The 15014-nt window shown below is 45.6% G+C and carries 11 protein-coding genes and 1 pseudogene; 9 read left to right on the top strand and 3 right to left on the bottom strand.

The annotated features are described in order from the left end of the window. Positions 1–2: 2 nt before the first annotated feature. The 4 genes from FJD32_RS04765 to FJD32_RS04750 all read left to right on the top strand — a co-directional run bounded on the left by FJD32_RS04765 (position 3) and on the right by FJD32_RS04750 (position 2900). A complete protein-coding gene (locus FJD32_RS04765; RefSeq protein ID WP_037421761.1) occupies positions 3–692 on the top strand; it encodes a PspA/IM30 family protein in 690 nt (229 codons plus the stop codon). Positions 693–838: 146 nt separating this feature from the next. Further along, positions 839–1492 carry a hypothetical protein gene (locus FJD32_RS04760; protein WP_037421764.1) on the top strand — a complete coding sequence of 218 codons (654 nt, stop codon included), beginning with the start codon at positions 839–841 and terminating at the stop codon, positions 1490–1492. 107 nt (positions 1493–1599) lie between these two features. Beyond that, positions 1600–1929, top strand: coding sequence for a hypothetical protein (locus FJD32_RS04755; protein WP_037421772.1), 330 nt, complete (start codon positions 1600–1602; stop codon positions 1927–1929). Between the two features lie 146 nt (positions 1930–2075). Further along, positions 2076–2900, top strand: a complete 825-nt coding sequence (locus FJD32_RS04750; RefSeq protein WP_140906465.1) for an ion transporter — start codon at positions 2076–2078, stop codon at positions 2898–2900. Positions 2901–2952: 52 nt separating this feature from the next. On the opposite strand, the gene FJD32_RS04745 is transcribed toward FJD32_RS04750, so the two are convergent. Next, the gene (locus tag FJD32_RS04745; RefSeq protein ID WP_055647748.1) at positions 2953–4464 is read right to left on the bottom strand and encodes a CYTH and CHAD domain-containing protein; all 1512 of its coding nucleotides are present in this window, start codon (positions 4462–4464) and stop codon (positions 2953–2955) included. Between the two features lie 231 nt (positions 4465–4695). Between FJD32_RS04745 and FJD32_RS04740 the strand changes: the two genes are divergently transcribed. The 4 genes from FJD32_RS04740 (at position 4696) to putA (ending at position 10887) form a co-directional block, all read left to right on the top strand. After that, the gene (locus FJD32_RS04740; RefSeq protein ID WP_037421779.1) at positions 4696–5376 is read left to right on the top strand and encodes a TIGR00153 family protein; all 681 of its coding nucleotides are present in this window, start codon (positions 4696–4698) and stop codon (positions 5374–5376) included. A gap of 25 nt (positions 5377–5401) precedes the next feature. Next, on the top strand, positions 5402–6691 hold the full coding sequence (locus tag FJD32_RS04735) for an inorganic phosphate transporter (protein WP_080612413.1): 1290 nt from the start codon (positions 5402–5404) through the stop codon (positions 6689–6691). A gap of 195 nt (positions 6692–6886) precedes the next feature. Continuing rightward, entirely contained in the window at positions 6887–7435 is a 549-nt protein-coding gene (locus FJD32_RS04730) for a TIGR04211 family SH3 domain-containing protein (protein ID WP_037421868.1), read from the top strand. 257 nt (positions 7436–7692) lie between these two features. Then, positions 7693–10887: a bifunctional proline dehydrogenase/L-glutamate gamma-semialdehyde dehydrogenase PutA gene (gene putA / locus FJD32_RS04725; RefSeq protein ID WP_181159773.1), complete on the top strand. Its 3195-nt coding sequence runs from the start codon at positions 7693–7695 to the stop codon at positions 10885–10887. Positions 10888–11373: 486 nt separating this feature from the next. Here the strand turns inward: putA and FJD32_RS04720 are convergent, their stop codons facing one another. After that, a complete protein-coding gene (locus FJD32_RS04720; protein ID WP_181160263.1) occupies positions 11374–12507 on the bottom strand; it encodes a DUF4238 domain-containing protein in 1134 nt (377 codons plus the stop codon). Positions 12508–12697: 190 nt separating this feature from the next. Here FJD32_RS04720 and FJD32_RS04715 point away from each other — a divergent pair, with 190 nt between their 5' ends. Next, on the top strand, positions 12698–14308 hold the full coding sequence (locus tag FJD32_RS04715; protein ID WP_011787758.1) for an IS1634-like element ISSpu7 family transposase: 1611 nt from the start codon (positions 12698–12700) through the stop codon (positions 14306–14308). Between the two features lie 76 nt (positions 14309–14384). Here FJD32_RS04715 and FJD32_RS04710 read toward each other — a convergent pair. After that, positions 14385–14690, bottom strand: a pseudogene (locus tag FJD32_RS04710) (integrase core domain-containing protein); the annotation flags it as partial. Positions 14691–15014: the final 324 nt, after the last annotated feature.

The raw sequence follows: 15014 nt of genomic DNA, 5'->3' as shown, positions 1-15014 counted from the left end.
ACATGGGCATTCTGAATAAAATTTTAACAGCGTTTCGCGGTGGTGCCACCGAAGTTGGCCAAAGCATCGTAGACGCAAACTCGACCCGAATTTTCGAACAGGAAATCCGCGATGCCGAGAAACATTTAACCAACGCCAAGCGCGAACTGACCGATGTCATGGCCAAAGAAATGCAAGCCAGCCGCGAAGTTGACCGCTTAAAGCGTTCGATTGCTGAGCACGAAGGCTATGTCGCCCAAGCGTTAGACAAAGGCAATGAAGCCTTAGCGATTGAAGTGGCGGAAAAAATTGCCCAATTGGAGCAAGAACTATCTGAGCAGCAGACCGCCAATGATAGCTTCAGCGCCCATGCGGTACGCTTAAAAGATTTGGTGAAGAAAACCGAGCGTCAACTGTCTGATTATCAACGTCAGTTAAGCATGGTAAAAACCACCGAAAGCGTGCAAAAAGCCACGGCAACGATTACCGACTCTTTCGCATCAAGCAACTCTAAGCTACTGAATGCAAAAGACTCTTTAGAGCGTATCAAAGCGCGTCAGCAGCAGTTTGATGACAGATTAAAAGCAGCTGAAGCCTTAGCCGAAGAAGGCAGCGATAAATCATTGCAGGCTAAGTTAGCTGAAGCGGGCATTGGTGAGCAAAAATCCAATGCTAACGCTGTGCTCGAACGTATCAAGGCACGTAAAAGCTAATTAAGATTGACCAAACGCCGAGCACTGATGGGACCATCCCCCCCTATTGTGCTCGGCTTTTTTGTTTTAGGTATACCAACATTCACCCAAGTCTAAGCTAACTCATGGGTTAGTTCAGAACATTGGCGCACAGCTTAGGAGCGAATATGGGATTTTTTAACAGTATTTTTGGTAAAAAGGCGCCACCAGCGCGTGAACTCAATCATCCCTCCGCGCTCAAGATCGGTGACATGATCTCCATCGACAATAGTTTTGCACTGCCACCACAATTGCGCGGCCAACAACTCAAAGTCGAAGCCGTTAATACCTACGAATTTGAACGTAAACAACAAACCGAATGGGTACTCAAAGGGCATGGTAGTGACACCTTGTTTTTAAGCATCGAAGAAGACGATGAAACTTACCTTGCTTTTTCCCTTAAAATTACCCGTTCCCAGGTTGAGCAAATATTCGACCTAGAGCAATTTAGCACCCTGTTCGATGAGCCTGGACACGCCGAGCTCACCACCCAAGAGTTATCGCCAGATGTAGCAGAACAACTCGAACAATGGTTGGGCAAGCAATACCACCAAGTGAGTTTTGCACTCTTTGGCTACTTCCACCGTGAAGATTATCGAGGACTTAAACCGCCGCAGGATGCCAATGGTGCCAGCGGTGAACCCTTCGAATATTATTTGCTGCTCGATGATGACGAAAGCCGCGCAGTAGAAGTTGAAGTGTATGAGGGTGGCGATACCGATGTGGTACTGACCTTATACCGCCCCTTGTCGGACATTCGCGACTACTGGCCAGGTCAGTAAAATTTGGCAAAAGATAAAGTGCGTGACTCGCACTTTATCGCTTAAGCCATTACAATCCCCATTGAATTGGCTCGCAATATACGGTTGATAGCAACAGGTAAAACCCAATGAGTAAAATGAAACACCCTCTTCCAGAGCAATGGCAGAAGAACCAAGATGCTGCAAAGGCGACTCAAGTGGCTTTCGACCTCGATGAAAAGTTTCAATATTCTATTCGTAAAGCGGCGCTCGATGCGGGCGTTAGCCCTTCCGATCAGATCAGAACGATTTTGGGCTTAAGTGTTTCAAAACGTCCGACTCGCCCCCGTTTAACCGTGTCACTTAACGCCGACGATTATGTGCAACTTGCTGAAAAATACGGCCTAAGTGCTGATGCCCAGCTTGAAATTAAACGTAGAGTGCTTGAAGATCTCGTGCGCTTTGTCGCAAAGGACTAATAATTTCAGCGTTAATCCTGCACAAAAATCGGCGTCAAATGGCCTGACTGGACTAACTCGGGCGATTTATCACAAAGTTAATTTACTCATAGCGTAAACTCTTTTACCTTAAACATTCGCCTTAAAACACAGGGATCATGTTAGGCATGACAGATAAAACCTCTTGGTCACTCCGCGCCGTTGGTAATCCCTCACCCATCGAAGTTGCAATGATGCTGCTATCGCTGCTATCGGTGATCATAGTGCTAGTGATGACCTTTGGCCGTCTCGATACAGAAACCTATCGATTACTCTTTTTCATCGATACCACGATTTGCATGATTTTTATGGTCAACTTTTTTGCTGGCCTATTACGCTCGCGGAATAAACTCTTTTACCTACGCCATCATTGGATCGATTTCATCGCCAGTATTCCTGCTATTGAGGCGCTACGCATTGCACGGGTCTTCCAAATCCTACGGGTGATCCGTTTAATCCGTATGAGCCGTTCCTTCCTTATCCCACTGATAAAACAACGTAAACAAGCCACCCTTGCCAGTTTGCTGGTGGCGATGGTGACCATTTTAACCTTCGCTTCAATTATCATTTTGATTGTCGAAAGCGGCACTGAAGGCGCCAATATCCAAACCGCCGAGCAGGCTATTTGGTGGGCATTAGTGACCATTTCGACCGTAGGTTACGGCGACTTTTATCCCGTCAGCACCGCGGGGCATATTGTGGGTGGCATAGTGATCGTTAGTGGTGTGAGTTTTTTCGGGGTAATTTCGGGCTATATGGCTTCTGTGTTTGTTGCACCAGATGAAAGCGAACGACAGGAGCGCCAAGATGCCCATAAGGCAGAAATCAAGTCAGAACTTGAACTAGCGCTTGCCAGAATGGAAGAAAACCAGCGGCAAATGGAGCAAAATCAGGCACAGATGCTGGCCAAAATTGCTGAGTTAAAACAAGCTTTAGAAGCCCAAAAAAATTAGGAAGGCACTGCCTTCCTAAGCTTCGTTCAATATGGCGATTCCAACAGGCCGTTTACCAATAGGTCGTTTGCTCAATCGCGTTTTGTCTCGATGCCTCCATCGCAAAAAGTAAGCTTTGCTGCTTGTCCTCAAGCCAATCGGTTAAATCGACACCAAGCGATTTGGCCGCAAGTGTTAATTGTCGATAACAGGCTAAGGTTCTAATCCCTAACACTAAATCCTGCCATGGCGCCCTAAAGGCATCACGGGATTTTGCCTCATATAAAAGCCCATACGCTTGCCCTATTTGAATACTCTCATCCAGCAACGCGGCACACTGCAAATAATCCTCGGCGGTCATTGTTTTATCGCTAGGCATGGCAGCTAAAATCGCCTGCCATGAGGCTTCCTGAGCATGATCAGCATGGTGGGATAATCCAAGCTCTGCGGGCAGTTCGATATTCCCCGCGCTGAGTGCCAATAGGATCTCGACAATCGCTAACTGCAATTGACCGTATTCAACTCTTTGCCAGAGTAAATTTAACCGCCCAGAGATATCCATGGCTTCAAATTGCAGCTGTAGTTGTTGCATCAAAGCTTGACGGGCGTCGTGCCGAGTTAATAAGCCTTTTTGACTACCGAGCAAGGCTGCTAAGGCCTGTGCCTCTTCAATAAACGTTAGTTGTGATTCAATAAGATTAAATTGCTGCATCAAAGTAGCATTAGCGAGACCAAACTGGCTCAGAGTCATCCGCAATAAACGAATACAAGCACGCATCCGCCACCAAAGGGCTATCTGAGCTTCGTTATCTTGTTCATCAGCTATCATCGCCTCAAGCAACTGCCAACGTTCAAGTGCCGTTTCAAGTAACACTTGGCAGGTCGCCGTTAAATCCTGTTGATGGGGTTGATGTAGATTCAAATCTTCAGGCACAGGCAGAGGCAAAAACTCCAGCGCACTTAAGGCTAACGGCTTAGATTGCCCCGCGAGTCGATAGCCCCGCTGCGCCTTACTGGCTTTGCCTAAACGCACTGGAACAGTATCAGCCACTTCCGTTGCCAATACTAATAGTGCATTAGCATCTCCACTTAACAGCTCAAATTCCAGTTCACAGAGCGCCTCGTGCTTGCCATTGGCGGTAATTTCGCCAGTATCTAAGGCGACCTCCACTAGGCTATTTCCCACAGTTACATGCCAAGCTCGGCGATAAAAATCAGTATGGAACACGCAACCAAGCTCAGTTTGTACAGCGGTTAGATTAGCATTTAAGGGCCAAATGTTTGCCGGAAACAGGCTTAAATCAGGGCTATCAGCTTGAATAGTGACATTATATTCGGGGCGTGAATGGATCCCTCCAATCACTTGCCCTGCTGTTTTGATGGTTTGTTCTTTGTGTCCATCATAGCCACGAACCCGCAATCCCATATCCCATTGACGCAATTGCAATGTGGGTGTGTCAAAGTAACCGTTGGTTAAACGACGTGTGCCTTGCGGAGCAGCATTTTCTAAGCTATCTAGCTTATTTATCAGGGTTTCTAGAAATTTAGGTAGGAAAAACAGTTTTAATTCAATCTCAGCATTCATTACTGCACCGCTCATTTTGTCATCAAATATTCATTCACGCGTCATTTTTAGTTCATAATGTCACAAATGTGTCATAAAAATCCCGTAGGATTTGGTTTTGAAGTTGGTATATAACCCGTTAGAATAAAGCTGTGATTTTTTCTCAAAAAACACAGTTTCAATACGCGGACGCATAGGGTAACATGCGCCCGCTTTTTCCAATCATGGAACAATCTAAATAGGTAAACGGCAATGCCAGTAAACTCTATTTTGGGCGTGTTTGCAAAATCGCCAATTAAGCCTCTTCAAGAGCACATGGACAAAGTCTACGATTGCGCATCGTTACTGGTCCCCTTTTTCGAAGCCACCATCACAGGTAACTGGGATGCTGCAGTTCAACTACGTAAACAAATTAGTTTAGCGGAAAAGCAAGGGGACTCACTCAAACGTGAAATTCGCCTCACTCTGCCAAGCGGTTTGTTTATGCCTGTTGAGCGTACAGATCTATTGGAACTACTGACACAACAAGACAAAATCGCTAACAAAGCAAAAGATATCTCTGGTCGTGTAATCGGCCGTCAATTGCTTATCCCTCAGGTCATGCAAGTCCCCTTTATCGCATACTTACAACGTTGTATCGACGCTGTTGGTCTTGCAAAAGAAGTCATTAACGAACTCGAAGATTTGCTCGAAGCAGGTTTCCGTGGTCGTGAAGTCGACTTAGTGGCCAAAATGATCAACGAACTCGATATCATCGAAGAAGATACTGACGATTTACAAATTCAACTTCGTCGTCAATTATTCGCATTGGAATCAGAATTGAATCCTGTCGATGTGATGTTCCTCTATAAAACGATTGAATGGGTCGGCGGTCTTGCAGATCTGGCCGAACGCGTCGGTTCGCGTCTTGAGCTTATGCTTGCTCGCGTTTAATAAATAAGGTTATCAAGGTATCAATATGGTTGATGCAGGTATGGAGGTGGCTAACGTATTAGCCACTAATGGGCCGTGGCTTATTGCCATTGCGGCTGCGTTTGGTTTTCTAATGGCGTGGGGCATTGGTGCAAACGATGTGGCCAATGCGATGGGAACCTCTGTTGGTTCTAACGCTATTACGATTAAACAAGCGATTATTATCGCTATGATCTTCGAATTTGCAGGTGCTTTTTTGGCCGGCGGCGAAGTGACCAGTACAATCCGTAACGGTATTATTGATTCAAGTTATTTTACCCAAACCCCTGAATTGCTGGTATATGGCATGATTGGCTCATTGTTAGCTGCGGGGATTTGGTTAGTCGTGGCATCGGCATTAGGCTGGCCAGTATCAACGACTCACTCAATTGTAGGCGCGATTATCGGCTTCGCGGCTGTAGGCGTTGGCACTGAGTCTGTCGCTTGGGAAAAAGTAGGCGGTATTGTTGGTTCTTGGGTCATTACACCAGCAATCTCTGGCTTTATGGCGTTCATTCTGTTCCAAAGCACTCAAAAACTGATTTTCAACACCGATAACCCACTTGCTAATGCTAAACGTTATGTACCTTTCTACATGGCGTTCGCAGGCTTTATGATGTCATTAGTCACGATCCTCAAAGGGTTGTCACACGTTGGCATTCATTTAAAAGGTGCCGAAGCTTATATCCTGGCGGGCGTAATAGCATTGGTCGTTGGTATCATAGGTAAAGTGTTTATTTCTCGTCTAAAAATGGATGAGAAAGCAAGCCACAAAACCATGTACGCTAACGTCGAAAAAGTGTTTGCGATCCTGATGGTTTTAACCGCTTGTTGTATGGCATTCGCCCACGGTTCAAACGATGTTGCAAATGCGATTGGTCCTTTAGCTGCGGTGGTATCTGTAGTTAATAGTGGTGGCCAAATTGCATCTAAATCACCGTTAGTATGGTGGATCCTACCTTTAGGTGCTGTCGGTATCGTTATGGGTCTGGCGATTTTCGGTCAGCGCGTAATGCAAACCATTGGTAAAAATATTACTCACTTAACCCCAAGTCGCGGTTTTGCTGCCGAATTAGCCGCAGCCTCTACTGTAGTGATTGCTTCTGGTACTGGTTTACCTATCTCTACCACACAAACGTTAGTCGGTGCGGTATTAGGTGTGGGTATGGCCCGTGGTATTGCGGCAATTAATATTGGTGTGGTGCGTAACATTGTTGTGTCTTGGGTGGTTACTTTACCTGCGGGTGCAGGTCTATCGATCATCTTCTTCTATATGATTAAAGGCATCTTTAACTAAGAAGCACATGACGACTATGGCAAGCTCGCCGTAGAAATGTACTAAACACAGAGGAATTGCTAGCATGGATGCGGCAAAGTTGAGGGAAGTCTATGACTTCCCTCTTGCATTGCAGGCCTCAAATCCCTAGCATGTGGTCACTATTTCGTTGATGAGAATACAAAAGTGTTAAGAATGCTGACTCTGGTGGGAATGATGTTACTCTCCCCTAACCTGCTGGCCGAAGGCCAACCCCGCTATATCTCGGATAACGTGTTTCTTTATATTCTCAACGGCCCTGGTACTGATTATCGTATTTTGGGTTCGATTGAAGCGGGACAACCCGTTACGTTACTTGGCGAAACTCAGGGTGATTATTCAAAAATAATCGACCATAAAGGTCGTGAAGGTTGGGTGCCAACCAACTTAATCAGTTCAACGCCTAGTTTTCGTGAGCAAGTTTCAACACTCACTAATGAGTTAAACGAAACCAAAGCCAAGCTTGCAGAAGTCTTAAGTTCGACGAATAACCATTCCGATGAAGTGGATGAACTCAAAGCCAAGCTAAGCGAAGCCGAAGCTATGCTGAACAAAACCACTCAAGAGCGTGATAACCTCAAAGTAGCGGTTGATCATAGCGCCCAAGAGGCACAATTTGCGCTATGGCGTGAGGGCGGACTTATTGCCGCCGCAGGTTTAGTGGTTGGGGTAATTTTGGTATATCTACCAAGACCACAACGCCGCAACAAGAAGCGTTGGATGTAAATTTTTACGCAAATAATCTGAAAGTCAAAGCTAAAGCCAGTGTTTTCAAACACTGGCTTTTTGTCAATCAAGCGTTACAACTAACACTTAACAAGCCAATCAAACAATCCTCACATTCTTTCACGCTATAGTGTTGTCCGTCACATTTTGGTTGTATAATCTGCGCGCGCAAAGCTTCATATTGTATACAAAATATCAAATGCGTTTCGCGCCCCCCATTTTTGTTTCAACAATAGAGCCGAAAACAACTGGCCAAGATGGAAGCGATTACTATGTTCAAAGCGAGTGAAGTGCTGGCAGGCCGCTACGATTCTGCCAATCTCGACGAACTGTTCAAAGCCGTCACCGACAACTACATTGTCGATGAAGAACAATACTTGTCAGAGCTAATCAAACTAGTACCCTCCAGTGATGAAGCCATCGAGCGCGTCACTCGTCGTGCCCACGAACTGGTAAACAAAGTTCGTCAATTTGAGAAAAAAGGCTTAATGGTTGGCATCGATGCCTTCCTGCAGCAATACAGCTTAGAAACACAGGAAGGGATTATCCTGATGTGTTTAGCCGAAGCCCTGCTGCGTATTCCCGATGCGGCCACCGCCGACGCCTTGATTGAAGATAAACTCTCAGGCGCAAAATGGGATGAACACTTAAGCAAAAGCGATTCGGTGCTCGTTAATGCCTCCACTTGGGGCCTAATGCTCACGGGTAAAATTGTTAGCTTAGATAAAAAAATCGATGGTAGCCCAAGTAGCCTATTAGGCCGTTTAGTCAATCGTTTAGGTGAACCCGTGATCCGTCAAGCCATGATGGCTGCGATGAAAATCATGGGTAAGCAGTTCGTTCTCGGCCGCACCATGAAAGAAGCGCTCAAGAACAGCGAAGACAAGCGTAAATTAGGTTACACCCACTCCTACGATATGCTGGGCGAAGCCGCGCTGACGCGTAAAGATGCCGAAAAATACTTTACCGATTATGCCAATGCGATTACCGAGTTAGGCGCCCAAAGCTATAACGAAAGTGAATCACCACGCCCAACGATTTCAATTAAGTTGTCGGCATTGCACCCACGTTACGAAGTCGCTAACGAAGACCGTGTACTAACCGAACTGTATGACACAGTTATTCGCCTGATTAAACTCGCGCGCGGGTTAAATATCGGTATTTCTATCGACGCCGAAGAAGTTGACCGTCTCGAACTGTCGCTAAAACTGTTCCAAAAACTGTTTAATTCTGAAGCCACTAAGGGCTGGGGATTACTGGGTATCGTTGTTCAAGCTTACTCTAAGCGCGCCCTGCCTGTGCTGGTATGGTTAACTCGCCTAGCGAAAGAGCAAGGCGATGAAATCCCGGTTCGCTTAGTTAAAGGCGCTTACTGGGATAGCGAGCTGAAATGGGCGCAGCAGGCTGGCGAAGCCGCTTACCCACTCTACACCCGCAAAGCGGGGACAGACGTTTCTTACTTAGCCTGTGCGCGTTACCTGTTATCCGACGCCACTCGCGGCGCGATTTATCCCCAATTTGCTAGCCACAACGCACAAACTGTAGCGGCAATTTCCGATATGGCGGGCGATCGTAACCACGAATTCCAACGTCTACACGGCATGGGACAAGAGCTGTACGACACCATTCTGTCGGAAGCGGGCGCGAAAGCGGTACGTATCTATGCCCCCATCGGTGCCCATAAGGATCTGCTGCCCTACTTAGTGCGTCGCCTACTGGAAAACGGTGCGAACACCTCGTTCGTGCACAAACTGGTCGATCCGAAAACGCCTATTGAGTCTTTAGTGGTTCACCCACTGAAAACCCTGACAGGCTACAAAACCCTGGCTAACAACAAAATCGTTTTACCTACCGATATTTTCGGTAGCGATCGCAAAAATTCCAAGGGACTCAATATGAACATCATTTCAGAAGCAGAGCCATTCTTCGCGGCCTTAGACAAATTCAAATCGACGCAGTGGCAAGCGGGCCCTCTGGTTAATGGTCAAACCTTAACTGGCGAGCACAAAACCGTGGTTAGCCCATTCGATACCACTCAAACCGTGGGCCAAGTGGCCTTTGCCGACAAAGCGGCTATCGAACAAGCCGTGTCTTCTGCTCATGCAGCTTTCGCCTCTTGGACCCGTACGCCTGTTGAAGTGCGCGCCTCGGCACTGCAAAAGCTTGCGGATCTGTTAGAAGAAAACCGCGAAGAACTGATTGCCCTCTGTACCCGTGAAGCGGGCAAGAGCATTCAAGACAGTATCGACGAAGTGCGTGAAGCCGTAGACTTCTGCCGCTACTACGCGGTACAAGCTAAGAAGCTGATGTCAAAACCTGAACTGCTCCCAGGCCCAACGGGCGAGTTAAACGAACTCTTCCTCCAAGGTCGCGGTGTGTTCGTGTGTATCAGCCCATGGAACTTCCCATTAGCTATCTTCTTGGGCCAAGTCTCAGCAGCCCTCGCTGCAGGTAACACTGTGGTCGCAAAACCCGCTGAACAGACGTCTATCATTGGTTACCGTGCAGTGCAGTTAGCACATCAAGCGGGTATTCCAACGGACGTGCTGCAATATCTACCAGGCACTGGCGCTACCGTAGGTAACGCACTGACGGCTGATGAGCGCATCGGTGGCGTATGCTTTACCGGTTCAACGGGCACAGCCAAACTCATCAACCGCACACTGGCAAACCGTGAAGGCGCAATCATTCCGTTAATCGCCGAAACCGGTGGTCAAAACGCTATGGTGGTTGACTCTACGTCTCAGCCAGAACAAGTGGTTAACGATGTAGTGTCTTCATCCTTCACCAGTGCAGGTCAACGCTGCTCGGCGCTGCGTGTACTCTTCCTACAGGAAGATATTGCAGACCGCGTTATCGATGTTCTGCAAGGTGCGATGGATGAGTTAGTGATTGGCAACCCAAGTTCAGTGAAAACCGACGTAGGCCCAGTTATCGATGCGACCGCGAAGGCTAACCTTGACGCCCATATCGACCATATCAAGCAAGTTGGCAAGCTGATCAAGCAAATGCCATTGCCTGCTGGTACTGAGAATGGCCACTTTGTGTCGCCGACTGCCGTTGAAATCGACTCAATCAAAGTGCTTGAAAAAGAACACTTTGGTCCAATCCTGCACGTGATCCGTTACAAGGCATCTGAACTTGCCCATGTGATCGATGAAATCAACAGCACAGGTTTTGGATTAACCTTAGGTATCCACAGCCGTAACGAAGGCCATGCCCTAGAAGTCGCTGACAAGGTTAACGTAGGTAATGTGTACATCAACCGTAACCAAATCGGCGCAGTCGTTGGCGTACAACCTTTCGGCGGTCAAGGTCTGTCAGGTACTGGCCCTAAAGCCGGTGGTCCACACTACTTAACTCGCTTTGTGACTGAAAAGACCCGCACTAATAACATCACCGCTATCGGCGGTAACGCGACCCTGTTGTCACTGGGTGATAGTGAAGAATAAGCTCTCTCACCTGTGAGAGTTGAACAAAAGCCAGACGGAGTCTGGCTTTTTTATTGGCTAATGAATGCTTATACCTTAAATTCAATTCGAGAAATGAGCACAGAAATCAGCGGCACCCTGAACTTTTCTGCCGTTACACTTTCAGTCGTGGCTTCTTTTTTCATCCTCTGAGACTTTCTCTGTCTCAATTCAGGCCAGTAGTTTTGGTAATGGTTCGTGGAGCCAATAGGCGGCATCATGGTTTCTAGCTATCGTATTCCCTCATTGCCTGCCGCAGGCCCTTGCACTGTTACACCAGTGACACGCCGTGAATACGTCCCTGTAGGCTCTACTAAAACATCCATGTTTTAGAAGGTCACTGGCGCAACAATGCTTGATTTGGTGCAACCATTGATAGTCGAGTAATGCCTGTCCTGACCTCATCTTCAATTTTGTCTTTTCGTTGCAAAATTTAACAATGGGTGTCTCGATAAATCGTTTCTATAATTACACGCAAAAACTACTTATGTTACTTTCGAATACAATTTGCTTACTTGCTCTATTTATAGTTTTTATTCTACAGTTGCGTAACCCAGTTACTCCAATAAGATTACTAAAATTGTGTTCAAAAACTTCGACAGAAACTAACTGTTCACCTTCAATTAGTTCATCACAAACATTGAATAAATCCAAGATAAGTAAACCACTATCGCGCCGGTAGTCTTTTGCCTCAAAAATTACTCTACTCGATTTAGTAAAAGCTTTGACCATTAAGTAGTCGGAATTACTACTCATATTGTTCACAACATGCAAGCTTGCTACTGGATTATTTATACAAGAGTATATATGTTCATCTGCGTTCAGTAGCATCAAGTCATTTAACTGTACAATAATATTGTGATTTTCGCACTCTACCCCTTTGATTTCACTTTCAAAAGCATTGTGTGATATATAAGCTAACCATGGCGTCAATGGCATAAAGTAAAATGGACTTTCGAGCTGTTCGCCTATGTACGTTTTTAGCTGTTGCGGGTAGAAGAACTTTGTAATATCTTCTCGGTTATAAAAACTCCGTATAACTGGCTTATCAGAGGTTAAGAAAGGGATTCGAGTGCTATTAATAATAATCACCGCACATTTATGTAATCGAGTTATAGCCTTTGTATTAGCTAAATATAAAAGCCGTTTTAATGAAATTTCACCGTAAAGAGTTCTATTAAGCTCCCCTCCTTCAAACATATCAGCCCACTCTGATACTTTATCCCATGATTTTTGGTATGTTTTTACTGAGCTTTTCGTTCTAAAAAACTGAACAGCTACAAACAATGAAAGAATCGAAAATATTTCATTAGAAAATTCTCCGTCGAGTAGCTTCTTTACTGCTTGAGCATAATGGCTCTCAATTACAGCAAGATAATTTTCGATAATAGGGCTTTCAGGGTTATCAGACTCTAAATTGTAAAACCTCGTCTCTGTAAAGAGACTATGCCCTAATCCTCTCATTTTCCAAGGTTTATCAAGGTCAGATGAATTAACGAACACACCAGCTTCAAACTCTTCTCTATCTTTTGATATAGAATCATCAATAAAGTGCTTAAGATAGGCTCTTGGTACGATATGTTGATTTTTTTTGTTAGCCACATTTAACCAAATGGTGTAAGTGAATTTATTCAGATACATTGACAGGTGTAGACATAAGACCGTCATTCCGCAGCTAATTCCAGAATTTAAATAGTGTGATCTGGCGATCAGCTTTTCATAAAAACTACGACACCATCTTGACCGCGATCGACAGTTTTGATCTATTACTGCTATTTGACGGTCTCAAAATATGTCTACCCATCCTGTTATTAAACGCTTAGATCACCTTGGTCTCATTGCCGCCTTTTGTCACGAAATTGGCCTGCCACGGATGATAGATGCCGTTATCCCAAAATATTCTGACCACAATGTTTCTCATGGTGACGCGGTATTGGCCATGCTCCTAAATGGACTTGGCTTTCATAGCAGAACACTGCACATGTTCTCGGACTTTTTTAAGACCAAGCCTGTATCTAAGCTACTCGCCAAAGACATTGAAGCACACCACCTGACTGATGATGTACTAGGCCGCACATTAGATGCTCTATACGAAGCCGATGTCTCAGCGCTCTATCAGGTTATTGCTGAGCGTGTTGTTGATAAACTGGGCTTGACGACCGATTCTGTTCATCTTGATATCACTAGCTTCCACGTTGATGGTGAGTATGCACAAGATGAAAACACCAACGTGATTAAGCTTGTAAGAGGTTATAGTCGGGATCATAGGCCAGAGCTTAACCAAGTCGTGCTTGAACTCATCTGTGAAAACCAAGCAGGTATTCCTGTTTACATGCAAGCACTGAGTGGTAACACCAATGATGCCAAGGCATTCGCTGAAGTCACTAAAAGACACATACATTGCCTAAAAGCCGCGCAAAATAGTCGTTACTTTATCGCTGATGCCGCTTTGTACACCGAAGAAAGCATCTCCTCGCTAGATGAGCAAAATCAAAAATTCATTACCCGTGTCCCCATGACCATCAAGCTCGCAAAACAAGCACTACTTGCGCTAGAGCCAGAGCAATTAAGCACTATCGGTCATGGCTACTCAGGATGTTGGATAGACTCGGATTACGGAAAGGTCAATCAACGTTGGTTGCTCGTTCACAGTGAACAGGCCACCAAGCGGGAAGAAATCACTTTCTTCAAGAACTTAGAGAAAAACATAGCAAAAGAAATCAAAGCGTTGGAAAAGCTAAGTAAAAAACCATTCGCTTGTGAAGTTGACGCAGAATTAGCGTTTAACGATTTCAAGAAACAATGTGACTTACTTGGGTTTGAACAAGGCACTCTCATCAAACAGCCGACTTACTCTCATTCGGGCCGCCCAAAGACAGATGAAGCACCGACAGGATACCAATACTTTATCGAAGCCGCCCCCTTCACCGACCTAGAAAAAGTAAAACTGGCTAAGCTCAAAGTAGGCATGTTTATCCTCGCGACGAATGACACCGACAATGAAGCACTCACCATGGCGGCTCTTCTAGCACATTACAAATCGCAACAAAAAGTCGAGCGCGGCTTCCGTTTTCTAAAAAGCCCTGAGTTTTTAACCTCTTCCATCTTCTTGAAAAAGCCTGAGCGCATTGAAGCGTTGCTAATGATAATGACGTTGAGCTTGCTTGTTTACGCTAGTTTAGAACACAAAATCAGAGAACAACTCGCACAAACCGAAGCGTTCTTCCCAAGTATGGTAAAGAACAAGACGACCTCCAGACCGACGGCACGTTGGGTCTTCTTGCAATTCGAAGGCATAGATACGCTAGAGATTAACGGCCAAAGGTTCATCACTGGACTTCAAGATCACCAAACACAACTACTCAAATTACTCGGTAGATTCTATGAGGTAGTTTATTCCTAAATTAGCTGCGGAATGTCGGATAAGAGGCAAACACTAATGAGTGTAGTGATGTGACATGGGATGGATAGTGTAGTGGTCAAGTAAAATTGGCCACGGTTTTAGAGTCATTCCAATATAAACGTTCTGACTCATTTGGCCTTAACCCACCATTATATTGATGAGGTCTGGTCTTGCTGTAATATCCAGTGATGTAGTTTGTGATCTATTTATGTGCTTCTATAAAATTCCCATAACCACTTGCGGGTATCCATTCAGATTTCAAACTTCTAAAGAAACGCTCCGTTGGTGCATTATCCCAACAATTTCCACGACTCATGCTTTGCTCAATCTGAAGATGCCATATTAATTGTCTGAATTTCAAGCTCGTGTAATGTGAGCCTTGATTAAAAAGACAGGACAGGCGCAGATCTTTGGAGATTAATAGCTCGCACAGTTGCTACAGAAGTTCACCATCCCCTCGGAGTTGCCGCAGGGCATTTGCGTTCGTTGCGTGCGTGAGCGAGGCATGGTCGTTCACGTGCATCCATGCACTTCACGACATTCAGGCATCCTGCCTATCAGATGCCGAGATAGCGTCAGTCGAATCAGGGACGAGCGTCTGACGCGATAGCATAAAAACGCTTAATGCCCAAAGGGTTTTCAACTCAGCTAGGGGCGTCTTGGAGCATCCAAGGAGGATAGGACGAGCATTCCTCCTTGGTCGACT

Origin of the sequence: Shewanella sp. LC6, from assembly GCF_006385735.2 — a bacterium.
Taxonomy (GTDB): domain Bacteria; phylum Pseudomonadota; class Gammaproteobacteria; order Enterobacterales; family Shewanellaceae; genus Shewanella; species Shewanella xiamenensis.
The sequence above is the reverse complement of the archived record's forward strand: the minus strand, read 5'-3'. Positions and strand labels throughout refer to the sequence as shown.

Bases quoted from the DNA above. Each gene is read 5' to 3' on its own strand.
- FJD32_RS04730 (WP_037421868.1), top strand. From the start codon at position 6,887: ATGTTACTCTCCCCTAACCTGCTGGCCGAAGGCCAACCCCGCTATATC.
- FJD32_RS04750 (WP_140906465.1), top strand. From the start codon at position 2,076: ATGACAGATAAAACCTCTTGGTCACTCCGCGCCGTTGGTAATCCCTCA.
- FJD32_RS04745 (WP_055647748.1), bottom strand. From the start codon at position 4,464: ATGAATGCTGAGATTGAATTAAAACTGTTTTTCCTACCTAAATTTCTA.
- FJD32_RS04740 (WP_037421779.1), top strand. From the start codon at position 4,696: ATGCCAGTAAACTCTATTTTGGGCGTGTTTGCAAAATCGCCAATTAAG.
- putA (WP_181159773.1), top strand. From the start codon at position 7,693: ATGGAAGCGATTACTATGTTCAAAGCGAGTGAAGTGCTGGCAGGCCGC.
- FJD32_RS04735 (WP_080612413.1), top strand. From the start codon at position 5,402: ATGGTTGATGCAGGTATGGAGGTGGCTAACGTATTAGCCACTAATGGG.
- FJD32_RS04760 (WP_037421764.1), top strand. From the start codon at position 839: ATGGGATTTTTTAACAGTATTTTTGGTAAAAAGGCGCCACCAGCGCGT.
- FJD32_RS04715 (WP_011787758.1), top strand. From the start codon at position 12,698: ATGTCTACCCATCCTGTTATTAAACGCTTAGATCACCTTGGTCTCATT.
- FJD32_RS04755 (WP_037421772.1), top strand. From the start codon at position 1,600: ATGAGTAAAATGAAACACCCTCTTCCAGAGCAATGGCAGAAGAACCAA.
- FJD32_RS04765 (WP_037421761.1), top strand. From the start codon at position 3: ATGGGCATTCTGAATAAAATTTTAACAGCGTTTCGCGGTGGTGCCACC.